The sequence below is a fragment of the Atribacter laminatus genome (assembly GCF_015775515.1).
In the GTDB taxonomy this organism is placed as follows: domain Bacteria; phylum Atribacterota; class Atribacteria; order Atribacterales; family Atribacteraceae; genus Atribacter; species Atribacter laminatus.
Window position 1 is genome coordinate 71,938 of record NZ_CP065383.1, and the last position, 24,253, is coordinate 96,190.

At 40.1% G+C, this 24,253-nt stretch carries 23 protein-coding genes; 1 reads left to right on the forward strand and 22 read right to left on the reverse strand.

Features of this window, described 5'->3' with window-relative positions; all coding sequences use genetic code 11:
• Positions 1-18 precede the first annotated feature (18 nt).
• From ffh to recG, 16 genes are all read right to left on the reverse strand, one after another.
• Entirely contained in the window at positions 19-1,356 is a 1,338-nt protein-coding gene (gene ffh, locus RT761_RS00390) for a signal recognition particle protein (RefSeq protein WP_218112120.1), read from the reverse strand.
• A 76-nt stretch (positions 1,357-1,432) separates the two neighbouring features.
• Positions 1,433-2,368, reverse strand: coding sequence for a signal recognition particle-docking protein FtsY (gene ftsY / locus RT761_RS00395; protein ID WP_218112121.1), 936 nt, complete (start codon positions 2,366-2,368; stop codon positions 1,433-1,435).
• A gap of 70 nt (positions 2,369-2,438) precedes the next feature.
• Positions 2,439-5,606, reverse strand: a complete 3,168-nt coding sequence (locus RT761_RS00400; RefSeq protein WP_218112122.1) for an AAA family ATPase — start codon at positions 5,604-5,606, stop codon at positions 2,439-2,441.
• Positions 5,597-6,313 (reverse strand): ribonuclease III, encoded by a 717-nt coding sequence (gene rnc, locus RT761_RS00405; protein WP_218112123.1) that lies wholly within the window; start codon positions 6,311-6,313, stop codon positions 5,597-5,599. The genes RT761_RS00400 and rnc overlap by 10 nt, the downstream gene beginning before the upstream one ends.
• 14 nt (positions 6,314-6,327) lie before the next feature.
• On the reverse strand, positions 6,328-6,561 hold the full coding sequence (acpP, locus tag RT761_RS00410) for an acyl carrier protein (RefSeq protein WP_218112124.1): 234 nt from the start codon (positions 6,559-6,561) through the stop codon (positions 6,328-6,330).
• A gap of 29 nt (positions 6,562-6,590) precedes the next feature.
• Positions 6,591-7,340: a 3-oxoacyl-ACP reductase FabG gene (gene fabG / locus RT761_RS00415; RefSeq protein ID WP_218112125.1), complete on the reverse strand. Its 750-nt coding sequence runs from the start codon at positions 7,338-7,340 to the stop codon at positions 6,591-6,593.
• Positions 7,341-8,279, reverse strand: a complete 939-nt coding sequence (gene fabD / locus RT761_RS00420) for an ACP S-malonyltransferase (protein WP_218112126.1) — start codon at positions 8,277-8,279, stop codon at positions 7,341-7,343.
• Positions 8,280-8,286: 7 nt separating this feature from the next.
• Positions 8,287-9,231: an enoyl-[acyl-carrier-protein] reductase FabK gene (gene fabK, locus RT761_RS00425; RefSeq protein WP_218112127.1), complete on the reverse strand. Its 945-nt coding sequence runs from the start codon at positions 9,229-9,231 to the stop codon at positions 8,287-8,289.
• Between the two features lie 557 nt (positions 9,232-9,788).
• Positions 9,789-10,775, reverse strand: a complete 987-nt coding sequence (gene plsX, locus RT761_RS00430) for a phosphate acyltransferase PlsX (RefSeq protein WP_218112128.1) — start codon at positions 10,773-10,775, stop codon at positions 9,789-9,791.
• 12 nt (positions 10,776-10,787) lie between these two features.
• Positions 10,788-10,967, reverse strand: coding sequence for a 50S ribosomal protein L32 (rpmF, locus tag RT761_RS00435; RefSeq protein WP_218112129.1), 180 nt, complete (start codon positions 10,965-10,967; stop codon positions 10,788-10,790).
• Positions 10,968-11,763: 796 nt separating this feature from the next.
• The gene (locus RT761_RS00440) at positions 11,764-12,303 is read right to left on the reverse strand and encodes a YceD family protein (RefSeq protein WP_218112130.1); all 540 of its coding nucleotides are present in this window, start codon (positions 12,301-12,303) and stop codon (positions 11,764-11,766) included.
• A gap of 2 nt (positions 12,304-12,305) precedes the next feature.
• On the reverse strand, positions 12,306-13,517 hold the full coding sequence (locus RT761_RS00445; protein ID WP_218112131.1) for an acetate/propionate family kinase: 1,212 nt from the start codon (positions 13,515-13,517) through the stop codon (positions 12,306-12,308).
• A gap of 119 nt (positions 13,518-13,636) precedes the next feature.
• Positions 13,637-14,632, reverse strand: coding sequence for a phosphate acetyltransferase (pta, locus tag RT761_RS00450; protein WP_218112132.1), 996 nt, complete (start codon positions 14,630-14,632; stop codon positions 13,637-13,639).
• Between the two features lie 154 nt (positions 14,633-14,786).
• Complete coding sequence (gene coaD / locus RT761_RS00455; RefSeq protein WP_218113379.1) at positions 14,787-15,266, reverse strand: pantetheine-phosphate adenylyltransferase; 480 nt, start codon at positions 15,264-15,266, stop codon at positions 14,787-14,789.
• 60 nt (positions 15,267-15,326) lie between these two features.
• On the reverse strand, positions 15,327-15,878 hold the full coding sequence (locus tag RT761_RS00460; RefSeq protein WP_218112133.1) for an RsmD family RNA methyltransferase: 552 nt from the start codon (positions 15,876-15,878) through the stop codon (positions 15,327-15,329).
• Positions 15,879-15,963: 85 nt separating this feature from the next.
• Positions 15,964-18,312, reverse strand: coding sequence for an ATP-dependent DNA helicase RecG (gene recG / locus RT761_RS00465; protein WP_218112134.1), 2,349 nt, complete (start codon positions 18,310-18,312; stop codon positions 15,964-15,966).
• A gap of 152 nt (positions 18,313-18,464) precedes the next feature.
• On the opposite strand from recG, the gene rpmB reads away from it, so the two are divergent.
• Positions 18,465-18,650, forward strand: a complete 186-nt coding sequence (gene rpmB, locus RT761_RS00470; protein ID WP_218112135.1) for a 50S ribosomal protein L28 — start codon at positions 18,465-18,467, stop codon at positions 18,648-18,650.
• 53 nt (positions 18,651-18,703) lie between these two features.
• Here rpmB and rpe read toward each other — a convergent pair whose 3' ends face one another.
• The 6 genes from rpe to def all read right to left on the reverse strand — a co-directional run bounded on the left by rpe (position 18,704) and on the right by def (position 24,086).
• Entirely contained in the window at positions 18,704-19,369 is a 666-nt protein-coding gene (rpe, locus tag RT761_RS00475; RefSeq protein ID WP_218112136.1) for a ribulose-phosphate 3-epimerase, read from the reverse strand.
• A 22-nt stretch (positions 19,370-19,391) separates the two neighbouring features.
• Positions 19,392-20,429, reverse strand: coding sequence for a PASTA domain-containing protein (locus RT761_RS00480; RefSeq protein ID WP_218112137.1), 1,038 nt, complete (start codon positions 20,427-20,429; stop codon positions 19,392-19,394).
• Entirely contained in the window at positions 20,426-21,769 is a 1,344-nt protein-coding gene (locus tag RT761_RS00485; RefSeq protein ID WP_218112138.1) for an RsmB/NOP family class I SAM-dependent RNA methyltransferase, read from the reverse strand. Before RT761_RS00485 ends, RT761_RS00480 begins: the two co-directional genes overlap by 4 nt.
• A 180-nt stretch (positions 21,770-21,949) precedes the next feature.
• Entirely contained in the window at positions 21,950-22,630 is a 681-nt protein-coding gene (locus tag RT761_RS00490) for a zinc metallopeptidase (protein WP_218112139.1), read from the reverse strand.
• A gap of 14 nt (positions 22,631-22,644) precedes the next feature.
• Positions 22,645-23,580 carry a methionyl-tRNA formyltransferase gene (gene fmt, locus RT761_RS00495; RefSeq protein WP_218112140.1) on the reverse strand — a complete coding sequence of 312 codons (936 nt, stop codon included), beginning with the start codon at positions 23,578-23,580 and terminating at the stop codon, positions 22,645-22,647.
• A complete protein-coding gene (gene def, locus RT761_RS00500; RefSeq protein ID WP_218112141.1) occupies positions 23,577-24,086 on the reverse strand; it encodes a peptide deformylase in 510 nt (169 codons plus the stop codon). Before def ends, fmt begins: the two co-directional genes overlap by 4 nt.
• Between the last annotated feature and the right edge of the window lie 167 nt (positions 24,087-24,253).

Sequence of the window (24,253 nt, forward strand, 5' to 3'; positions counted from 1 at the left end):
ATGAGATAATGAAGTTTTCTATGCGTTCCACCCAAACCATCCTTTTCGTTTAGAAAAGGGATTTTTTCCCGTACGGTTCATCTGCTTCCAAAGTTTCCGAAAATCTTCAAACTGTTTTAATAATCGGTTAACATCTTGAATGGTCGTTCCGCTTCCCTGAGCTACTCTTCGCCGTCGGCTGGAGTTAATTAGGGATGGATTGGTTCTTTCAGCTGGCGTCATCGACTGAATAATTGCCTGAACCCGCTTAATATTTTTCTCTCCATCAATCTGAGAAATCCCGCCTCGCAGATTACCAGGTAACATTCCAACAATTTCGTCAAATGAGCCAATTTCTTTTACTCTTTTTAACTCCTCCATAAAATCATTTAAATCCAGTTCTTTCTTCCCAAATTTTTTTCCAATTTTCTGCTTTTCTTCTTCGTCAATCGACCTTTCGATCTTTTCGATGAGGGTTAGAGTATCACCCATCCCCATGATACGACTTGCCATTCTGTCGGGGTGAAAAACTTCCAGCTGATCAACTTTTTCACCCACTCCGGCAAATTTAACCGGCCATCCGGTTTGAGCAACGATAGACAATACGGCTCCACCTCGGGCATCGGTATCAACCTTTGATAAAATGAGCCCGGTAGGATTGACCCATTCTTTAAAAGATTGAGCAACCTTAACCGCTTCCTGACCGGTCGTCGCATCTAAAACCAGTAAAATTTCTTTCAATGGTATTGTATCAACTACCTCTTTGAGTTCAGCTAAAAGCTCTTCTTCAACATGAAGCCTCCCGGCAGTATCGATAAAGATGAGATCATAGCTTTTTTCCCGAGAATGAAGTATAGCACTTTGAATCATTTGTAATGGAGTCAAGGCTTTGGTATCGTCATAAAAATCAATCCCCGAATTGTGACACAGAATCGCTAACTGCTCTTTAGCAGCGGGACGGCGAGTATCAGTTGAAATCGCCAAAGGAAAAAGTCCTTGATTTTTTAAACGAACCGCCAATTTGCCAAGGGTGGTTGTTTTTCCCGATCCTTGGAGCCCAACCAACATAATCAGAACCGGCATCGCACCACCGGTTTCCAAGGAGCTGACATTACCGCCTAACACCTTACGAATTTCATCCCATAAAATCTTTATGACCATTTCCCCCGGTGTAACACTTTCTAATACTTCTTTTCCCACGGCTCGTTCTTTCACTTGAGCGATGAGGTCTTTAACCACCCGGTAATGGACATCGGATTCCAAGAGAACCATCCGTAATTCTTTTAATATTGCATCGACATCTTGTTCGTTCAGCTTTCCTTTGCTTCTTAACTTTTTAAATATTCCGGAAAATTTATTAATTAATTGTTCAAACATGCATTGACTCCATAACTGGATTTCTTTATTTAATTATGAAAGACAAATAAGATAATAATCGTCACTGCTTCGGCTGTCAAGGAACTTCTTCGTCATATACAATGGCTTTAACAAATTGATCGGGATCAAAAGGCTGAAGATCTTCGATTTTTTCACCAACTCCTAAATATTTAATCGACAACTCTAATTCTTTTTTTATACGGAAAACGATTCCTCCCTTGGCCTGACTATCCCATTTCGAAAGAATGACACCATTCAAGGGAATAGCTTTACCAATCGATTCGGCTTGAAGGAAGGCATTTTGTCCGGCCATGGCATCAATTACCAGTAAATTTTCAATATTTTCCGGAGAGAAATTCTTTTGGACAATTCTTCCCATTTTTTCCAATTCCGCCAAAAGATTCTTGTTGACATGCGATCGACCAGCCGTATCGATTATCACAAAACCTCGGTTCTTTTTTCGTGCTGCTTCGATCCCATCAAATATAATTGACCCCGGGTCGGCACCAGGAGAACCTTTAAAAAAGAAACATCCTGCTCTTTCGGCCCAGATCTCCAATTGATCGACTGCCGCAGCACGAAAAGTGTCAGCTGCGACCAAGGCAACTTCTTCGCCCAGCAGTGAATAGTATCGTGCTAATTTGCCAGCCAAGGTGGTTTTCCCTACACCATTAATCCCGGCCAATAAAATCGCTTTCATTGCTCCAGCTTGAGCAGATGAAAATAGGCTTGAATCATTTCCATCTAAAATGCTCGCTAATTTCCCATACAGCCAATCCTGCCAATTTCCATTTTCTGTTTTTTGTTTTTTTAATTCCTGAAATTCTTCGACCAACTCCATAGCTAAAATTGGCCCCAAATCCGCTTGTACCAACATCTCCTCCAAGGCTTCCCAATCTTCTTCTTGGAGTGAATCAGCTGACCATAAACGGGTAAATTGCTGTTTTACTCCTTCTTTAATTTTTTCAACACCTTTGAACCACTTATGAAAAATACCTTTCTTTTCTTCCATGTAATACCTCTCAATATTGGATAGATGGTAATTATTCGTAATGAGTTTTAAAATTTTACATCATAGTCGGTTAATTTTGAGATGATAAAAGTGATAAATTTTTGCCTGAAAGAGGAACAACTCGTGAGATACCCGGTTCATCCATAGTCACTCCTATGATCCGGTCAGATACTTCCATGATTTCTTCTTGATGGGTTACGATAATAATTTGGCACTCACGAGAAAATTCTTTCATAAGGTCCGCTAACCGGATACTGTTGAAATGATCCAGGGTCGCATCAACTTCATCAAAAAAACAAAAACGATAACCGCCGGATTTAAATAGGGCGAAAAATAGACAGAGAGCGGTAAGAGCCTTTTCTCCGCTGGATAAAAGTGACAACCTTTGTTTCTTCTTTCCGGGTATTTGAATAACGATTTCCAAATTTTGTTCTTCAATTTCGATCTTCGCCCGACCTCCATTAAATACCCGTTGAAAATTTTTCTGAAAGTGGAAATTGACCTCTATCAAAAATTCGCTAAACAATTCTTGGCACAAGAGCTCACATTCAAACCGATTCTTTTCAAATTGAACCATAGCATCCTGGAAAAAAGTTAATTTTTCGTTTAGGTAACTTTGCCGTTCTTCCAAATCACAAAGCTGCGATATAGAACCTCTGCGGATATCCCAGGTTTTTAAATGGCTCTCTTTTTCGGTAATTATCTGTTCTAAGTGATGAAGATCAGCATAAGAGGGTAAAAGGATGTCGTCGGTCTTCCATTCCTGGTATTCATCAAGTCGAGCGGTATACTCTTGAATTTCAAAATCCCATTTTTCTTTCTGTAAATACAATTTTTCCCTTTTACGAGAAAGCGAATCTTGCTGATTTTTCCACTTTTCTCTATAGAGTTCAATATCGGTACACTTTTCTCTGATTTCATCAACTTCCACCAAAGACGCTTTTTTTCTATTCAGTTCAAACTGATATTCTTCATTTAATTTCTTTACTTTAAAAATAATCTCCTTCCAGACATCCAGCGATTGCTTGCGGCTGGTTTCAATGTTTTGAAGAGAAGAAACCGATTTTTCAATGAGGGTTTCGATGGTAGCAAGCTCTCCCCGCAGTCTTTCTTCGGTTGATCGGAGCTTTTCTCTCTCAAATCGTTTGTTGTGTATTTCTCTTAGTTCATCTTCCAATTGGTTGACTTCGTTGTCTATATCCTCTTTTTCCCATCCTAACCGATCCAGTTGATCGCCAAGGACTTCTTTTTCGCTCAGAAAAGATTGCTTTTTCAGATTAATAAGTTCGATTTTTTCAATTTTCTTCTTTTTTTCCTGTTGCAAGTCATCATACCGAAGCCGCAAAATTTGCAATTCTCCTCTTATTTCGGTCAGCTCTTTTTCCAGTTGATTCTCTTTGGTAAGAAAAGCTGAAATATCTTTTTCTCCTTCTTGTATCCTCTTTTGAAGGGTAGATCCCTTTTTCTGCCAACTTCGATAAAATTGAACCCCACTCTGATTAGTAATGAGTTTTCGTGGAAATACCAACACTCCGTCTCTACGGTAAACAATATTTCCATCAGAGCTGATCATATTTACCTCTGGAACTTTCGTGTTTTCCAATGCAGCTATTATTTGCTTCTTGGTGAAAATATCCCAGCAATCCGATGGAGGCAAAACATCCAAATAGATAAAACCCTGCCCAGCCTTCGATGAAATGGCGTTCAAATTCAGATTCTCATCAGCTCTTAGAATAGCAGTATAATCCTTGAAAAGCCAATTGAATGCATAAACAACTTTCCCCGGCCAACCCTTTTGAATGAGACTTTTAGACCGGTCGGCTATATTCTGGTCGATTTTCCCCTCTGGCTCATATTCACGAAGACCATTTCGTATTTTACCCAACAAGGCTTTTTTTCTGTCTAACTTCTCTTTGAGCTGCTCTTTCTTTTTGAAAATTTTTCGGTTTTCTTCCTGAAGGGCTAACAGCTGTTTTTGTAAGCTCTCGATTTGTTGGAACAGCTTGGTTGATGACGAATCGAGAGAGCTCTTATCTCGATCGATCGATGCCAATTCTTCAGTAAGATATTCAATTGAGGTTACCAGCCGAGACCATTCCTGTTTGAGTTGGTTGATTTGCTCATTATTGGAGTCCTTGCGAATTCTAAACTCTGAAATCTTTTTCTCTAATTCTTTTTCTTTTCCTTCTAACTCATCCAAGGTCTCTAAATATAAGGGGTTATTTCGTAGATCTTCAACGTTCTTCCGAAGAAGAACTAATTTTGGCTGTAGTTCATTTAAGGCTTCTCGATTTAACAACTTGTTTTTTTCCCTATGTCGTGCTTCAGTGAGATGAAAATAAATCTGTTGCTCAAGGGAGCGTTGTTCTTCTCTTAAGCTCTCTATTCGTTCAAGGATTTGTGATTTAAATTTTTCCTTTTCTTGAAGCAAATCTTTTTGTTTATTGAACAAAAGATCAAGGTTGGTTCCTTCTTCCTCCAACCGTTTTAACTCTTTTTCAACTTCTTCTTTTTCAGTCTCTAATCCTTTTAACTTTTTTAATCGCTGTTGAATAAGAAGATTAAAATATTCTTTACGCAGAGCAATAAATAATTTTTCCTCAGAAAGGTATTTTTCTTCCTGCCGTGCATGTTCAGCAACTTTTTCAATCTGTAGATTAAGCTCATTTTCCCTTTCTTTTAAACGAAATACTTTCTCACCAATTCGAATTAAAGAAGATTTCACCGATGAGAGTTTTTCTTTGACAGCATAAGTGCCGCTGGCCATTTCAAAGAGGGAAAATTTGTCACTGGGTCGAAATTCAAACAAAGTCTGGAGTTTGGTGTTATCAACTACTGCTACACCGATACTATCAACCAAAAAACCTATCTTCCGTAATTCTTCTTTTAAATCTTTTAAGCGAAGCCGATTTTGATTTAAAAAATACTCTGACTCTCCCGACGCAAAGATCCGCCTTCCAATAGAATAAGGAGAATTTTCGCTATCTGACCATTGGGTTTCAATAAAAGCCATTCCTAGCGGTTTTGCTCCGGCTGCTCCGTGAAAGATAACTTCTTTTCCCTGGGAAACTCTCATTTCCCGAAAATGATCTCCCAACACCCAGCGGAGAGCGTCAATGACATTACTTTTTCCTGAACCATTTGGACCAACAATAACATTTAAACCGGGGTGGAACTCAATGGTAATCGGATGGGCAAATGATTTAAAACCCTGAACATTTAAATGAGTTAAAAACATGGATTATCACGATGGTCATATTTTTCTTCAATGATTTTTTCCCACGCCTTACGCGCCGCTTCCTGCTCAGCCTTTTTTTTATTGGTGCCCTCACCAATGGCTAATTCCTTCTCATTAATCAAAACAGCGATACGATAATTCTTTCGATCCAAAGATTCTTCAATTACTTGATAAAATGGGAGAGTTTCGTGTTCCTTAAGTGACCAGGTTTGTAAGAGGCTTTTATAATTAACCGAAAGGAAAACCAATTCAAGGCCGCCTTCAGAAGAAAAAATGGTATCTAATACATTCTTTGTCATATCAAAAGATTTTGAATCCAAATATACTGCACCAACCAAGGCTTCCAGCGCGCTGGAAATGATCGAACTTTTTTCCCGTCCTCGACCCTTTTCTTCTCCTTTCCCGAGAAGGATAAATCGTTCCAAGTGTATATTACGAGCTACCTGAGCCAAGCTTTCTTCGCTCGCCCATTTCGCTTTCATTGCAGAAAGCCAGCTTCGTGGTTTTTCGTACTGAGAAAAAAGGTAGTCGGCAATATATAAACCGACTACCGCATCACCTAACCACTCAAGCTTATCATTGCAATGCCCTTCTTTCCCTTCTAACGCCGACTTGTGTAATAAGGCGGTTTTTAAAAGAGAACGATTTTCAAAATGATATCCAATCCGACGTTCAAGTTCGATAAGTTCGGCTTCATTAAAAGGCATTGTCAATTCTGTAATTAGCTTAATTTTGATTCAATGTACTCAATTGCTTCTTGTACGGAAGTAATCTTTTCGGCATCTTCATCAGGAATTTCTATATCAAATTCTTCTTCAAATGCCATAATGAGCTCAACGATATCAAGAGAATCAGCACCCAGATCATCAATAAAGGAAGCATCTGGTGCAACATCATCTTCTTCAATACCGAGCTGATCAACAATTATTTCTTTAACTTTGGAATAAACATCCATTTCCAGCACCTCCAACCATTCAATTAGTTTTAATACATCACCATACCACCGTTAATATGAAGCGTTTGACCGGTAATATAAGCGGCGGCTTGTGATGAAAGAAAGGCAACGGCCTCAGCTATTTCTTCTGGTTGTCCTAATCGCCCAACCGGTATTTGATTGATCCACCCTTCCTTAATTGCTTCAGGTAAATTCCGGGTCATATCAGTATCAAAAAAACCAGGTGCAATTGCATTAACGGTGATTCCACGGGATGCAATTTCTCGGGCAAGTGATTTGGTAAAACCAATGATAGCTGCTTTGGCGGATGAGTAATTTACCTGTCCGGCATTTCCAATTACCCCCACCACTGAAGAAATATTAATGATCCGACCATACCTCCTTTTTACCATGGACTTCAAAACACTTTTGGTGCATTGATATGTACCTTGAAGACAAACATTGAGCACCAGGTGCCAATCTTCATCTTTCATCCTTAATAGGGCCGCATCTCTGGTTAAACCAGCATTATTCACCAAGATATCAATGTGACCCCATCTTTCTAAAACATCCTGTACCATTTTATCAATTTGTTCTTTGTTGGTTACATCAACCCGATAGGAAAAGGAATCAATACCATTTGATTGTAAATGATCTATCGTTTTTGAGAGTTCCGACTCCGGCAAAACATCACAGATTATGGGAGTTGCTCCATAACCACCTAATATTTTCGCCGTAGCAAAACCAATTCCTCTTCCAGCTCCGGTGATTATAGCAATTTGGTTTCTTAAGTCAACCATTTATGACGCCTCTTTCATCCATTCATTTAAAACTGATGCTGATTGAATTGAACGAGTCTCAACCTGACCGTATTCCCGTTTGAACAACTTTGATAACACATTTCCCGGTCCAATTTCAACAAATCTCCGATAACCATCTTGGTAAAGTCGATCCATTATATCTTTCCATTTTACTGGGGAAACCATTTGTTGGTTCAGTAATTCTCGTATTTTTTCTGGATCGTTTAAATAATCGGCAGTAACATTACTTAAAAACCTTACCTGAGGTTGAGCTATGGAAATTTGTGACAAAATAGTTTGAAATTCATGGGCGGCTTCCCTCATAAAAGAAGAATGAAAGGGAGCACTAACTCGCAACTCAATAATTTTTTTTGCCCCTCGCGATTTGGCATTTTCCATTACCGAAGGAACCAGGGTTTTTTCCAAGGAAAAAACCACTTGCTCTGAAGAATTATAATTGGCTATTTCAATCTTTCCGTTGTGTGAGAGTTCCTCTATCAGTGGCTTTAACTGTTGGTCTGGAAGGCCTATAACCGCAACCATCGTTCCATTCCCTGCCGGAACCGCATTCTGCATAATCTCTCCTCTTTTTCTAACTAAAAAAACGGCATCAGAAAAGTTGATCGAACCAGCGGCAACCAACGCCGAATACTCGCCCAAACTATGGCCTGCCACAGCAACCGGCGTAAATGAAATCTTTGAACTCATTATCTGATAAATGAGCGCGCTTAGAGTTAAAAGTGCTGGTTGAGTATTATAAGTCAGGTTCAATTCCTCCTCTGGACCTTCCTGAGAAAGTTTGAGGAGGTCAACACCAATTTTTTCCTGAGCAATATTAAAAAACTCTTGAGTTTGCTGAGGGTAGTGATTTAAAAAATCTTGTACCATACCCACTCGCTGCGATCCTTGTCCAGGAAAAAGAAATACCCATTGGTCCATTAAACGCCTACTCCTTCCCCAAAAGGGTGAGTCGAGCAAGGGTATTTTGAAATTCTACCAGCATATCTTGGATAATTTCAGAAACAGGCTTAATATCATGAATCAATCCAGAAATTTGACCGGCCATTACCGAACCCTCTTCAACATCGCCTTCACAGACGGCTCGCCGTAAACTCCCTGAACCTAAAGCTTCTATTTCTTCCCGGCTTGCTCGATGTGTTTCCAGTTCTTCAAACTTTCTGGTCAATCTATTTTTTAAACAACGAACTGGATGACCGGTACTCATTCCGGTCATTATTGTCGATCGATCTTGGGAATTGACTATAGCTTCTTTATAAAAAGGATGGATACTACATTCATTCGAACAAACAAAACGGGTTCCAACCTGTACTCCTTCTGCTCCCAAGGCAAATACTGCCGCCATCCCACGACCGTCACCAATGCCTCCAGCAGCAATCACCGGGATATCAAGAGCATCAACCATTTGCGGCACCAGGCACATGGTAGTAATTTCTCCGATATGACCTCCCGATTCCATTCCTTCTGCAATAATGGCTCGAATGCCATGACGTACAAGTCTTTTTGCCAATTGAACGGAAGCAACAACTGGGATGGTTATTATCCCTCTTTCGGAAAAATCATCAATTAAGCGAGAAGGGTTCCCGGCGCCGGTGGTGACGATTGGGACTCGTTCTTCTTTAACAACTTCGATTTGCTCGTTGATATGGGGAGAAAGAAGCATGAGGTTCACTCCGTAAGGTTTCTCAGTTAGAGTTCGAACCTGGTGAATATTTTCCCGAAGCTCATTCGCATCCATTCCACCAGCTCCAATAATCCCCAACCCACCTGCATTGGAAACTGCTGCTACCAGGGGTGCTGTTGAAACCCAAGCCATGCCTCCTTGCAGAATGGGATAATTTATTCCTAACACTTTGGTGACACGAGTCTCCATCCTATCTCTCCTTCGTTTCAGGTCAGCTATAATAATCAATATCCCTTATCTTTACATATGTTAATAGGTTCTAATAGAATATTTTCCTTAAAACAAAACCTCCCACTACGAGGTCACGGTTTGCATATTTAATAGTAAAGTCGTTTACCTGAACGGCGCTATTCCGAATTAAGATTTCATCTGACACAGCAGGTGTCATCCTGAACTCTCCTTATTGAGGACGCGAGGGCCTCACCTTTTAATTCTTTACTCTTTATAAAAATATTTTAAAGGATGAGATTCTCACTCGTCCGGCAAAAACAACGGACTCCTCAGAATGAGGAAATGGGCTTAAGAGATTGCCACATCGTCCAGCCAAAGAACGGTTGGACTCCTCGCAATGACGGATTTAGATAGGTATTTTTCATCCTCATTTGATACCATCAAGTGGGATGAGACCCTGTTCTCAATATCATCCGTTGTCAATATGCGTTATAAATAACTTCTCTCTCTATATATCATTATCTATCTTTTTAAGCAATGTTTTCGCATGGGAAATAGCATCTCTTTTAATCCTTTTACTGAATACAGTTAAGATGTGATAACCCGTCACGAATTCTTTCTGCCATTTTTTGCTCGACTAAATCTTTCGCCCGGAAAATAGCACTGGTGAGGTCTCGAGCTCTTGATTTTCCGTGACAAACCATACAAATACCTTCAACACCTAGCAAAGGAGCACCACCAATTTCGCTTCGATCAAATCTTTTCCATACTTCTTTCAGTCTTTTTCTGAGCTCTTCATCGACTATGTGCAAAAACAACATATTATTAATAAATTCAAGAAGTCCTTCTCCAAATTTTAACAAGGCATTTCCGGTAAAACCATCACAGACAACGACATCAGCTTTCCCATCGATAATGTCATGGCCTTCTACATTTCCAATAAATTCAAAATTGAGGAAATCGCAGCGGTTTTTAAAATATTGATAAGCACTTTTTACCAGCTCGTTCCCTTTTCCTTCTTCTTCTCCAATAGTTAAAAGCCCTACCCGAGGGCGTTCGATGTTTAAAGCCGCTTTGGCGTATTCGGCTCCCATAACACCGAAATGAAGGAGTTGCTTTGGTTTGCAATCAACATTGGCCCCAACGTCAAGCAAGACTGTGCTTGAATCGACATTCGGTATCAAAGTGGCAATCGCCGGACGCTCAATATCGGCTATCCGTTGCAGACCAAACCAAGCAGCGGCCATTAAAGCTCCACTATTCCCAGCTGATATAAAAGCATCGATTTTTTTCTGAGCTAAAAGTTGCACTCCCCGAACAATAGTTGATTGCGGTTTTTTTCGAATAGCTTCAGCTGGATGTTCTTTCATTTCAATGACTTGGGGTGTGTCTTCAATCGGGAAAAGGTCTTCGTTCATGTTTAATTCGCTATAGAGAGGAGATAATTTCTGTTTCGAGCCAATAACAATTAACTCCAAGTCATTGAAAACCGCATTTTTAATACCCTTCAATATTTCTACCGGGGCATAATCTCCTCCCCAGGCATCAACAGCTATTTTCATACTGGTCTCCGGTTACTCTTTAGATTTGATAACCTGCTTCCCCTTATAATAACCACAGGCTGGGCAAACCCGATGCGAAAGACGTAGAGCGTGACAGTGGGAACATTCAATCAGATTTGGAGCCTTTACCACCCAATGAGTTCTTCTTTTGTCACGATTTGATCGTGAAGTTTTATTAGTAAGATTTGCCATGTATATGTCCTCCCTTAAACGTATACCTTTTGAGTTCTGGTAATCGTTTTATTCTAAAATCATCCACATATTATAAGCAATCTATTCTATCCTGAAAATCCACTAATGCTTAAAAATGCCGTCATCCTGAGCGGTGCTTTTCCGCGTGAGGATCTCATCTGACACCTCGGGTGTCATCCTGAGCCCTCGCTTTTCAAGGACGTGAGGATCTCATCTTTTATTTATTTTAAAAAAATTCTAAATGAGATTGCCACGTCGCACAGGACACTCCTCGCAATGACGGAGCGAAAAAAATCAAATCCCCCCTTACCCCCTTTTCTAAAGGGGGAAATTGATCAGCGTATACATATTTTCAATTTTCATCTGGTGCCACGAAAGTGGCATTAGGGTTTATCCTGAAAACACCGGAATGATTTTTTATTGGTAAACCATATTGAACAATTAACCAGGATCACATTCTGGGCTTTCACCCTCATCCTCACCTTCCCATCAAGGGAGAAGGAACTCTGAATTCTTTTGTTCTTTTTTCCCTCGCCCCTCCGTGGGAGAGGGTCAGGGTGAGGGGGGCAACTCATTTTCATCCTCATCTGGTGCGGATAACGACACCAAGTTTACCCTTTTATATTAAAAATGAAAACTCATTATAATAGAATACCCTTCCAATAATCAAGAGTAACTAATTATGGGAAAATACACATCTCAAATTGGGGTCGGTTTTGATTGCCCCATAGTATAAAATACTTTATTCTATATTGCAAACTATGGTAAATAGTTATGATATCAGTTCATTTAAACTTTATTTTTCAAGTTTAATTTTTCTTAAAGCTGCCAGGCGCGGATCGATATTGGTTTTTTTGCAATCACAATGACTTTGATTGAGATTTATTCCACAGATTGGACACAATCCCTGACACTCTTCAGCACAAATCGGTTTCATTGGAAAATAAACCAACAAAGCATCGATAACTCCTCTTTCTATATCTATTTCCGCATCCTCTTCATGATAATAATACATATCATCAGCACTTTTGGCTTCTGCTTCGAAATCCGATTCTCGGGTAATCCGGTCAAGATTACGAAATTCAAGTTTTAGAGGAGCTTCCATTTTATGGATAAAAGGTTCGAGACATCGAGAACAAGGAAAAATCAAAGCAGTTTCAATTTTTCCTTCCAGCAACAGTCCCGGACCAAAATTGGTTACTGTCAAATCCACTCGAACTGGCTGAGCAAAGGGAATTTTTTCTTCACCAAAAGAAAGCGGCGGAAAGTTTTTACTGAGACTTTCTTTGCTTGTCCATCCCACCTCTTTCTTTACATCACCGATATAAACCTTCATAATCATCTCTCCAAATCATGAACTAACTGGTAGGTATCCAAGGCAATCATGAACTCCTCATTGGTTGGAATAACCATAAGTTTAACCTTCGATTGTTCAGAGTTTATGAAAGCCTCCCTCCTCCTTACGGTATTTTTATCTTTATCTATAGAAATTCCTAAAGGTTCAAGACCCTCACAAATGGTTTTTCTAATATAAGATGAATTTTCTCCTATGCCAGCTGTGAAAACAATTCCATCCAGATCTCCAAGAATAGCATAATAAGCTCCAATATATTTTTTGGCTCGATAGGCTATGATATCGAGCGTTAGCTGGGCACGATGATTGGTTGGAGCTGCAGCTTCGATATCACGAGTATCGCTTGAAATTCCCGATATCCCAACTACACCACTTTTCTTATTTAAGATCTGATCCATTTCTTTCGTCGAAAGGTTCTCCTTCTCCATCAAATAGAGGAGAATATAGGGGTCTAAATCTCCGGAACGAGTTCCCATAACTAAACCTTCCAAGGGAGTAAAACCCATTGATGTATCAATTGATTTCCCGTTTTTAATCGCGGTAAAACTAACTCCGCTACCCATATGACAGGTTATCAAACGCAGCTTGGAAGGGTCTTTATCCATCATCTTAGCTGCTCTTCCAGCCACATATCGATGCGAAGTACCGTGGAAACCATAACGACGGATACCAAATTTTTCATAATATTCATAGGGTATAGCATAGATATAGGCATACTCAGGAATAGTGCCATGAAAAGCAGTATCAAATACGGCTATCTGAGGGGCTTTTGGCATAAGAGCCTGACAGGCTTCAATTCCAGAAATATTTGGTGGGTTATGAAGGGGTGCTAACTCTGAACAGGCTCGAATGGTTTTCAAAACCTCATCATCAATAAGAATTGAAGCAGTAAACTTTTCTCCCCCATGGACAACCCGATGACCAACAGCATCAATTTCTGATGGATCCTTAATAACCCCAATTTCAGGATCGGTCATCACTTCGATAATCCATTCCAATGCAATCCGGTGGTTCGGAACCTCCCTCTCTTTGGAATAGGATACTTGATGGTTGGTTTTATATTCGAGACGAGAACCTGGAATGCCGATCCTCTCTACTAATCCTTTGGCAATAACTTGATTATCGGTATTATCATTCATGCTGAGCAACTCATATTTAACCGTTGAACTCCCGCAATTTACCACTAAAATATTCAATTTCAATCATCCCTTTTCTTCGAATTATTTTCCTTCAAATTTATTCCAAAGATGAATTCTAATCAATAAATGTCCTTCCCCTCACAAAAATGAAATACCTTCTTTGAAAAAAAAATAACCTAAAATTGCGTTTGCAAAACCGTCACGGCAATTTGATCAACGATGTCTTGCGCTTTACATCCTCGCGACAAATCATTAACCGGTTTAGCCAACCCTTGCAATATTGGTCCTATGGCAGTTGCTCGAGCCAAGCGTTCGGTTAGTTTGTAACAAATATTTCCAGCATTGAGATCGGGGAAAATAAGAACATTCGCTTTCCCTGCTACCTTACTTCCAGGAGCTTTTTTGTCCCCGACTGAGGGAACCAAAGCAGCATCTCCTTGCAGCTCACCGTCGATAAGCAGTTCGGGTTTTAAAGAATGAGCAATTGCCGTCGCTTCGATAACCTTATCAACCAACTCGTGTCGGGCGCTTCCTTTGGTAGAAAAAGAAAGCATGGCGACTATCGGCTCAACACCTAAGAGCTGAATTGCCGAACGAGCGGTCGTGAGGGCAATATGAGCAAGTTCTTCCGAGTTAGGGTTAGGATTGAATCCAGAATCAGCATAGAGAAATACTCCATTTGACCCATATGGACAATCAGGAACAACCATCAGGAAGCAGCTTGAGGCCAATTTTACTCCAGGAGTAGTTTTAATGATCTGCAAAGCCGGACGGATAACATCGGGACTGGAAAGTGATGCTCCCGATACAATCCCATCTATGCGATCATGGTAAAGCATCATGCACGCATAATACATGCTGCTTTCTAGCCATTGCTCAGCCTGTTCTTGGGTAAGACCCTTTCCCTTACGCAACTCGTAAAGTGATTGAACGTATTCGGATCTTTGTTGGTCTTTTTTATGATCGATTATTTCAACTCCGGATAGAGAAATTCCTAAACTTTTTGATTTTTGTTCGATAATGGTTGGATCACCAACTAATTGAATAGCTGCGACTTGATCTCGGGTTGCGATTTCTGCCGCCTGAAGAACTCTTTCGTCGTCATATTCGGGAAGCGCTATGGTTTTTTTAAGGCTTTTCGCACGGTTACGGATTTCTTCCAAAACATTCATTCCATCCTTGTCTCCCTTCTCAATCCCCTATTGGGTTTTTATTAAATCTCTAACCTAAAAAAACCTTAATTTTCTAAAAAAGAATATGAAACAAGCTTTTTAGTTTACCATAAAAAGACTCATTTCTCTAAGAACTGTCATGCAACCACCTGCCCTAAACTCGGAATTTCTTCCTTAAATTTTTTTCCACGATCTCCGGGACCAACCCTCGAATACATCCCCCGAACTGGGCAATTTCTTTAACGACGGTTGAGTTCAAGTAGGAATATTCAGTACTGGTTGGGAGAAGAAATGTTTCTACCTCTGGGCATATTTTGCGATTAGTAATGGCAATTTGAGTTTCATATTCGTAATCAGATATTGCTCTCAAACCACGTAGAATAATACGGCAATTTTTTTGTCGCGCAAATTGCACCAAAAGACCCTGAAATATCTCAACCGTAACATTATTTAGGCCTTTGGTTGCTTCCAACATCATAGCTTCCCGTTCTTCCACGGTAAACAGAGGCTTTTTGTTAGGATTTTTTAAAAGACCCACAATCAAGCTATCAAATATTTTACTTCCACGAATGATAATATCAAGGTGTCCATTGGTCACCGGATCAAAACTACCAGGATAAATCGCTATCAATATACCTCTTCCTTTCTATAAGTTTCCCAAGTTTCCTCAACCTGATGGCAGCCCTCCCATTTATCAAAAACTACCAAACATTAAAACACTGTCGCCGTAGGTTCGGCGATTAGCCTGATAAAAAGAACATTCAAATAATGCGCTGGATTTTTTTGAAAAACGGATAACAATTAAACTGTTTTTTACCAACTCAAATAAATTATACATTTTTTCCAATACTTCAACAGGATTAGTCGAAAAGGGAGGGTCAAGGAAGACGATATTTGGAGGATCAACTTTGGGAACCCAGCGTTTTAAGTTGAAAAAATCTGCATAGAGAACTTGGGTTTGGTCCCGAAAACCACACAGCTCAACATTTCTTCGAATCACGGTAGTCATTTTCAAATCCTTTTCAACAAAAAAAACCTTGCCAGCTCCTCGGCTTAAGGCTTCAAGGCCTATCACCCCTGATCCGGCGAATATATCCCATACAATAGAATTTTCTAACGATAAAGGAGGTATTAAATCAAACAAGGTTTTTCGAAGAAATGACTGCATCGGACGAGTCTTTTGATTCCGAGGTCCGATAATTTTTCGATTTTTGATTAACCCTCCGGTTATATGCAGATACCCCATGCTAAACCTACCCGTCTTTTTAGATTAACACGATGAGTGACGAATAAATACATACCCACTCCTTTCCTTAAAATATTGGTTTCGTTCAAGCTTCGATCAGTAATTCATCTGATGAAATCTGGAAAAACCGTCTTTCAATTTCTTTTTTGAGAATTTGATTTTCCGGTTTCTGTAGTCGGGGATCATCTTGGAGAATAAAATTCGCTTCTTCATGAGCTTTTTCCAAAATTTTCCAATCCCGAAAAGGGTCGGCTAAATGAAATTCCAAAATTCCCGATTGCCTAACCCCATAAAATTCTCCCGGTCCTCTCATTTTGAGGTCTTCCTCAGCAATTAGAAACCCATCATCGGTATTGACCATTATTTCCATTCGTTTTTGTATATCTTGACTCTTCCCCTGGTAGAGCAAAACACACAAACCAACTTGATCTCCTCGACCAATTCTCCCCCGCAGTTGATGAAGTTGCGCCAAACCAAAGCGTTCGGCGTTTTCAATGACCATTACATTGGCATTGGGCACATCAATTCCCACTTCAATCACCGATGTAGCAACCAAGATTTGAATTCCTCCCCGAGAAAATCGAATCATGATATCATCCTTCTCTTTTGAAGGAAGTTTTCCATGTATCAACTCAACTCGGGAACGAGGAAACCATTTATTCTTAAGCTGTCCATAAACCTCATTCACATTGCTTAACTCGAGATCGCTTTCCTCAATTGCCGGACAAACCACGAAAGCTTGCTGTCCCTTCTCTAAAAAAGAGCCTACCTGTTGAAAGGCTTGAGCCTGTTCTTTCATAGAAAAAGCGACGGTTTCAACCGGTTTCCTCCCCACTGGTTTTTCATCAAGAACCGAAATATCCAGGTCTCCATAAAGAGTTAAGGCTAAAGTTCGGGGAATGGGCGTTGCCGACATCACCAAAAGATGAGGAACGACAGCTTTTTCTTTTAATCGGGAGCGTTGCTTTACACCAAAACGATGCTGCTCATCGACAATGACCAATCCCAATTGATTAAATTGAACATAATCCTCCAACAGAGCATGAGTCCCGATAACCAAATGTACCTTCCCCTCACTGATTTTCTCTATTATTTCATCTTTTTCTTTGCTTTGACCACCAGTTAATAAACCTACTTCGATCCCAAAATCCTTTAATACTTGGCTCCAACGCAGATAATGTTGATCAGCGAGGATTTCGGTTGGTGCCATCATAGCAACCTGCTGTCCGGCTTTTACAATATACAAAGCCCCTATGATAGCGACCAAGGTTTTCCCAGAACCAACATCTCCCTGGAGCAACCGATTCATGAGGCTGCCACTGGTCAGATTATTTTCTATTTGTTTTATTACTTTTTTCTGAGCGAAAGTCAACTCGAAAGGAAGTTTTTGAACAAAATGATCAATGAATTTCCGATCGAGAACAATAGGTTGGACTCGACAAGCTTGAATTTGATGTCGTCGAACCTTAAGACTTAAAGCAAAAAGAAGAAATTCCTCAAAAATGAGGGCAATTTGTGATCGAGATCGATGCTTATTCAATTCAGAAAATGAAGATCGGCTCGGATGGTGAAGCTCTAAAATTGCTTCGGGTTTTCTTTGAAGATGATATTTTTCTCGAATAGGCTGAGGAATAGTATCTTGAAAAACGGACAATGTTGTCTTAAGCGCTGTATCGATTAAAGAACGTAATTTTTTAGTAGTAAGCCCATCGGTTAAACCATAAACCGGTAGGATGGATTCAAATTGAATATCTTCAGAATCGATAATTTCATACTCAAAACGACTGGTTTCTTTCTTTCCATAAGCCATTTGAAAAAAACCGGTGAGGAGGATTTTTTTCCCCGGTGTGAGAATTCGAGCCAAAAAATCTCGGTTAAAACAAACCAAAGAGACTTGCCCAGTTTTGTCTTGAATCACTATTTTCAATAATCGCCCTCTCCGGGTCGCTATTCGTTCGTGTCGAACCACCATTCCCATTACTGTCTGTAAAACTGAGCTTCCTACCTTGGCAATAGGAATAATCTGTCCTCGGTCTTGGTAAAGACGAGGAAAATAAAAAATGAGGTCTTCTCGGGTATAAATATTCAATCGATTGAGCTGTTTTTCAACAACTGGTCCAACTCCATTTATGGTTCGAACCGAAAGCTGAGAATCCACCGACTTGGTGGGTGGCGAAGGTTGGGGTGTAAAAGGTTGTGATTGATGACCATCTTTGAGGTAGGTTTCCAGATCTCTCAGAAAAATACTCTTGGCTGAGTTCGACATTTGGGGATACCTATCGACATCGATTAATAGTTCTTCAGGAACTGAAATAGAGAGCTTTTGGATCATTTTTTTTAGGTATTGATCAAATCCACCAAATACAGTTTGATTATCCAGTCGTTGAGATTCTTGTTCGATGATTTTTTTTAGTCGTTCTCTATCCATCTCCATTTTGATTGCACCCGATGGTATTGTAACCTGATATGAGAGCTAAGACAACGGAAAGATTTTTATCACTTGGTAAGAATGAGTTGAATTTACCATTTCCTTTGTGCTATATTACTCGTCGAAACGTGAAAATGACGAGAAAGGGTGAATTCAAAATGGCAACCTGCGAAGTTTGTGGGAAAAAACCGGTTTTTGGTAATAAGATCAGCCACTCCCACCGAGTTACAAGAAAAATGTGGAGACCAAATATTCAGAAAGTCCGAGTACGTTTGAATGGTCATTCGGTAAAAATGAACATCTGCACCTCTTGTTTAAAGGCTGGAAAAATAAAAAAAGCGTAAGTTTGCTTACGCTTTTTTTATTACAAAAAACTTTGCTTTCCTCTAAACCCATATTAAAACCTCTTGATTTTATCCGATATTTCGCGTACTTTTTGGGTAATTTTGTCTTCTTGGGAAAATATCAATGAACCAGCAGCAATAATCGATGCACCGCAAGATGCTAAATACTCAATATTGTTTTCATGAATACCACCATCAATTTCAATTAAAGTATTCAACCCTCGCAATTTAATTTTTTTCTTCAATTGAATAATTTTCTGGTCCATACCGGGGATGATTTTCTGTCCTCCAAATCCCGGATTAACGGTCATCAGCAACACCATATATAATTTCGGGAGAATCTGGTCGAGCATGTGTACTGGTGTTCCAGGAGCAACAGCCAATGAAGCTTTGGCACCAGCTTTTAGAATAAGATTGATTAAAAAATCAAAATCGGGAACAACTTCCAAATGAAAACTAATATTGTCAGCACCAGCATGAATAAAATCAAGGTAACAATCCTGGGGGTTTTGGATCATGAGATGGACATCCAGAAAAGCTTTCGGTAGTATTTTCCGAACTGCTTCGACAATTAAGGTCCCAAAGGTAATGTTGGGAACAAAATGCCCATCCATAACATCAATATGAATCACCTCTACTCCGCCCTCTTGAGCCATGAGTAATTGTTCTTTAAGACGAGAAAAATCGCAAGACAAAATTGAAGGGGCTAATAGTGCCATAAACACCACCTATTCAAGCATTTTATAATTCTTTTTCCCAATAATAATAACCGTTTAAATAAATCAGGACTTTCCCTTTCCCCTTCGTTCGTGATAAAATTTCCACCGTTTCTCCACCCTGATGTTCTTCTTCGTAAACCACCCGTTCTCCCAATTCATCATTTACTACGATTCTCACTATAATTGGGACTCTGGCATCAGGTAAAGCGAATCGAAGGCTTAAATCTTGTAAGTCTTGAACTGCCTGCACAATTTGAAGATTTATAGTTTGTCCTGGAGAAGCTTCCTGGCCGGATTCTGGAATCTGGCCGATGATAATGCCAGGATTTCTTTCCGGCATGACAACTTCTTCAATCTGACCAACCGATAAATCCATTTCAGCCAAAAGCCGCCTGGCTTCTTCAACTTTTAATCCAATTAAATCTGGAACCAGTATTTTTGCCGGTGGAGTTGCAACAATTGCCTCGGTACCACCTTTGCTAATCAAAAGACTGACTTGATTTCCTAATGGAAGTGTGCTCTCGGCGGGCGGATCCTGAGATATAACCGTACCTTTTAATACATCTTCATGGGTCACTTCCACCACTCGACCCAGTCGATATCCATTGGTTTCTAAAAGGTTCTGGGCTTCGCTTAAGCTTAAATCCCGGACATCCGGTACTCTGCTCATCGTGACTTCTTGAGTTACCGCTGGAGTGACAGCCACTCCTCCAGTTTGTGCTTGTCCAATATAACCGTTTATTACAACCCTAACCTTTCTTCCTCTTTTGGCTTCAGCCCCCGGAAGCGGATCTTGTTCCAATACCTGGTTCGCAATCCGATCAGAGCGATTTTCTATTCGGGCTACTTCAACCTGTAAACCCATTTTTGATGCTAAATTCACCGCAGTCACCAAGTCTTGGTTGCGGAAATCCGGCACCGCTAGTGATGTCGCACTAACCGAATACTGCAAAAGCATTAACCCAAAAAAGCCGCTAAGAACCACTCCTAAACCGAAGGCAATTACTGTTAGCAGTATTCGTAAAAAAAGGTTTGGTGTTTTTCCCTTTTTCGCCGTCACAGTTTCCTCCAAGCCCTCCCAAAAAAACCATCGGAATTAAAATAATGAGGCCATATTACATATGATTTATCATCGGATAAGATAGTTGGTTTCAATTCAGGTTGTAACAAACTATTTCCAGGTAAATTTACTTCCCATTCTCCAGGATTCAGTTTTTCAAAGGCTCCAACTACTCCCTCGGTTTCTTCCGGTGTCAAAGTACAAACACAATACAATATAATACCACTTTTTTTTATTAATGCAGAGGCATGGCATAAAAGTTGAAACTGCTTTTCAGCAAAAGGTCGGTTATCAGATTTTTTTCTAATAATTCCAATTTCAGGATTTCTTCGTAGTGTTCCCCAGCCGGAACAGGGAGCGTCCACAAAAACCCGATTGGCATCAATTAGTTCTTGAGGAAGGGACTGGGTTGCATCAACTGCAATGGTTCGGATAATATCAATTCCTTGGCGATGAGCCAAAGTTTCAAGAGTCTTTAATTTTTCCGGGTAAATGTCAACCGCATATATGCAACCCTTATTTTTCATCATCTGAGCCATCATTAAGGTTTTTCCTCCTGAGCCGCAACCAATATCAACAATCTTCTCACCTGGTTGAGGATCAAAAAGATGGACCATGACCTGAGAGCTTAAATCGTGGATAGAAAAATATCCTTTTTGATATTCGTCAGTTTCAACTAATTGAGTGTAATCCAAACCAGTATTAAGAGCATTGGGCAGCAAGGGCAGTGAATTTGAGACGATAGAATACTTTTTTAATAAAATCGTAATGAGTTTTTGTGAATCCGTTTTTAAAGGATTCACTCGAAGATAAAGAACTGGAGGAAGAACCAGGGATTTTTTCAGTTGGTTCATTTCGCCCTCGGTCAAAAACCTTCTCCAATATCCTTCTAACCATTGAGGAAGAACCATGCCCCACTGTTCCGCTTGTTTGCACCAACGGACTCTTTCCGATGCCGCCTTGCGTAAGACAGCGTTGACCAGTTTAATCCAAGGATGGGAATGAGTATGACGAGCTAATTCGACAGTCTCCGACACCACCGCATAATCCGGAATGCGGGTATCCACCGCCAGTTGAAAAAGCCCCAAATACAATATGATTTGAACCTTTTTGGGAAGACCCTTGGGTTTTTGAAGATAGACTGAGGCAATTTCCTGAAGTTGGGGATAAAATTTCACGATTCCTCGAACCAAGTGAACTAAAAAGGAACGGTCGGGAATTGAAAGCTCACCAGTTTTTATTGATAATGAATAGTGTTTATCTAAAAAAATGGGTTCTCCTCGAAAAAGTCGGTTCAAGATAAGAAAAGCTTCTAAACGAACGTTCACAGTTATGGGCATAAATCCTTTCGGCACTTTTTAAAAACTATTTGGTTCAATTCTCCTATTCCTCTTTGCCGCTGGTGAAGATGAAAATACCGATCCCCTCGCCTTAGATAAAATGAAACCAGGAAGAAAAGAAAGCAAGGTGGAGTTCGTCTTTTGGCTTCCCTCACATAATATTTTCACCAGTCAATACTTTTAGTCTCGGCTTTGACGAAGAAGAATTAAACGTAATAATTGTAAAGCAGCCATGGCGGTTGCAGCTACATAGGTTAACGCTGCCGCATTTAGCATTTTTTTAATATCCGGCTGTTCGTCCCCGGCAACTATACCAGAATTGGTTAAGGCTGCATAGGCTCGACGGCTCGCATCGTATTCCACTGGGAGAGTAACCACCTGGAATAAAACTGCCGCGCTAAAGAAGATAATCCCAATATCCATGAGAAATCGAAAAGAAAAGATTAATCCTACAAAAAAGAGCGGAAAAGCGGCTCGTGAACCGATACTGGCCACAGGAACCAAAATCGAACGCAAGGCAAAAGCCCCGTATTTCTCGCGCTTTTGCAATGCATGCCCAACTTCGTGCGCAGCAATACTATAATCAGCTATTGAACCACCCCGAGCTACACCGGTAGAAAGTCTGAGTATTTCTCGAGATGGATCATAGTGATCGGTTAGCTGTCCTGGGGTCTCTTCAACCCGCAGGGAAAGATTATTTTGTTGAATAAGCTGTTGGGCAACTTCTAATCCACTCAAACCTGCCCGAGAACGTTTCTGTGAAAGAGTTGCATAGGTGTTCTTTACTTTTGATTGGGCATAAAAAGCCAGGATGAGTGCCGGAATCAATAAAATAAACGTATAATCAAAAGGATAAAACATATTCCGTGTACCTCCTAATAAAATTCATCTCCCGGTTGAATATGATATCCACAACAAAATTCTTGCCCGGATTGAAGTTTCCTATTTTCTGGATGCAACTCTTCTATCGCTAATATTCCCCTTCCGGTTCCCACTAATAGCCCAACATCGGGTTCATACCGAATGATTTGACCAGCTTTTACTTTTTCCTCTGGTTTGTAAACGTGTGCTTTAATAATTTTCAGGCGTTTTTGATGAAAATACCCAAAAGCACCTGGGCATGGAGCAAAAGCCCTAATTTGGCGAACGATTTCTTCAGCTGAACGATCCCAATTGATTTGATAAAGATCTTTCGGAATTTTTCCTGCATAACTCGCTCGATCATCCGATTGTGGAATCGGTTTGATCTTCCCGGCAATCCAGTCGGGAAGAATTTCCACTAACAATTCTCCACCAATTTCCCCTAATTTTTTTTCCAAGGTATTGCTATCATCAGAACTTTCAATCTCTACTTCACGAACCGCCAAAACTGGACCAGTATCTATTCCTTCGTCCATCAACATGATGCTGACGCCAGTCTTTTTTTCGCCATTCAGAATCGCCCATCGAATTGGATCAGCACCACGATAACGAGGAAGGAGCGAGGCATGTACGTTTATGCATCCAAAGGGAGCAATCTCTAATAGCGATGAACGTAATATTTGTCCAAAGGCAGCTACTATCATAACATCTGGAGCAACATCATTCATTACTTCTAAAAATTCTTTCCGATTCACTTTATCCGGTTGTAAAACTGTGAGATCATGATCTTGGGACCAAACCTTGACCGGTGGAGGGGTTAATCTTCTGCCTCTTCCACATTCGCGGTCAGGTTGGGTAATAACTGCAGCAATATTATACTGGGCATCGAAAAGAGAGCGTAAAACTCCAATCGATAAGGGAGTTGTTCCTAAAAAAACGACTTTTGTCATCCATTATCACCATTCGAATTTATTCTTGATAATTTACTGGCTAAAACCAAACGACGAGTCGGACTCAATCGGTCAATAAAAAGAATTCCATTGAGATGATCGACTTCATGCTGAACGATCCGTGCCAATAAACCATCAGCTAAAAAATCCAGTTGCTTCCCTTGAACATCTTGAGCTGTAACCTGAATTTTCCGGAATCGGTTGACCTTTGAATATATTCCAGGAACACTTAAACACCCTTCTTCTCCCGTTTCTTTTTCGGTATCGACTTCTTTCCATTCGGGGTTAATTAAAGCCATATCTTCATTGATGTTTGGATTGTTTAAAACAACCAATCGTCGAAGAATCCCCACTTGATTGGCAGCTAATCCCAAACCAGACTTTTCATGAAGAGTGTCATACATATCCTGTATGATTTTTTTGACTTTAGCATCAATATTTTGAACAGGTTCGGCTTTTTGCCTCAAAACTTGGCTTCCATATATCTCAATATTTAAATCCGCCATTTATACCACCTTTTTTCTAATATTTCTTATCAACAAGACCATAATTTATCAATCTTATTCTAAAAACATCAAACCTGTTTTTAATCAGAACTTTCACCCTCATCCCACCCTTCCATCAAGGGAGAAGGAGCAAACGAATCTACGAAGAAAGAAGTTAACCAAACTAC

Bases quoted from the DNA above. Each gene is read 5' to 3' on its own strand.
- rpmB (WP_218112135.1), top strand. From the start codon at position 18,465: ATGGCAACCTGCGAAGTTTGTGGGAAAAAACCGGTTTTTGGTAATAAG.
- recG (WP_218112134.1), bottom strand. From the start codon at position 18,312: ATGGAGATGGATAGAGAACGACTAAAAAAAATCATCGAACAAGAATCT.
- pta (WP_218112132.1), bottom strand. From the start codon at position 14,632: ATGAATGTTTTGGAAGAAATCCGTAACCGTGCGAAAAGCCTTAAAAAA.
- rpmF (WP_218112129.1), bottom strand. From the start codon at position 10,967: ATGGCAAATCTTACTAATAAAACTTCACGATCAAATCGTGACAAAAGA.
- rnc (WP_218112123.1), bottom strand. From the start codon at position 6,313: ATGCCTTTTAATGAAGCCGAACTTATCGAACTTGAACGTCGGATTGGA.
- RT761_RS00400 (WP_218112122.1), bottom strand. From the start codon at position 5,606: ATGTTTTTAACTCATTTAAATGTTCAGGGTTTTAAATCATTTGCCCAT.
- def (WP_218112141.1), bottom strand. From the start codon at position 24,086: ATGGCGGATTTAAATATTGAGATATATGGAAGCCAAGTTTTGAGGCAA.
- ftsY (WP_218112121.1), bottom strand. From the start codon at position 2,368: ATGGAAGAAAAGAAAGGTATTTTTCATAAGTGGTTCAAAGGTGTTGAA.
- fabG (WP_218112125.1), bottom strand. From the start codon at position 7,340: ATGGTTGACTTAAGAAACCAAATTGCTATAATCACCGGAGCTGGAAGA.
- fabD (WP_218112126.1), bottom strand. From the start codon at position 8,279: ATGGACCAATGGGTATTTCTTTTTCCTGGACAAGGATCGCAGCGAGTG.
- plsX (WP_218112128.1), bottom strand. From the start codon at position 10,775: ATGAAAATAGCTGTTGATGCCTGGGGAGGAGATTATGCCCCGGTAGAA.
- fmt (WP_218112140.1), bottom strand. From the start codon at position 23,580: ATGACAAAAGTCGTTTTTTTAGGAACAACTCCCTTATCGATTGGAGTT.
- acpP (WP_218112124.1), bottom strand. From the start codon at position 6,561: ATGGATGTTTATTCCAAAGTTAAAGAAATAATTGTTGATCAGCTCGGT.
- ffh (WP_218112120.1), bottom strand. From the start codon at position 1,356: ATGTTTGAACAATTAATTAATAAATTTTCCGGAATATTTAAAAAGTTA.
- fabK (WP_218112127.1), bottom strand. From the start codon at position 9,231: ATGGAGACTCGTGTCACCAAAGTGTTAGGAATAAATTATCCCATTCTG.
- rpe (WP_218112136.1), bottom strand. From the start codon at position 19,369: ATGGCACTATTAGCCCCTTCAATTTTGTCTTGCGATTTTTCTCGTCTT.
- RT761_RS00460 (WP_218112133.1), bottom strand. From the start codon at position 15,878: ATGGGGTATCTGCATATAACCGGAGGGTTAATCAAAAATCGAAAAATT.
- RT761_RS00485 (WP_218112138.1), bottom strand. From the start codon at position 21,769: ATGCCCATAACTGTGAACGTTCGTTTAGAAGCTTTTCTTATCTTGAAC.
- RT761_RS00440 (WP_218112130.1), bottom strand. From the start codon at position 12,303: ATGAAGGTTTATATCGGTGATGTAAAGAAAGAGGTGGGATGGACAAGC.
- RT761_RS00490 (WP_218112139.1), bottom strand. From the start codon at position 22,630: ATGTTTTATCCTTTTGATTATACGTTTATTTTATTGATTCCGGCACTC.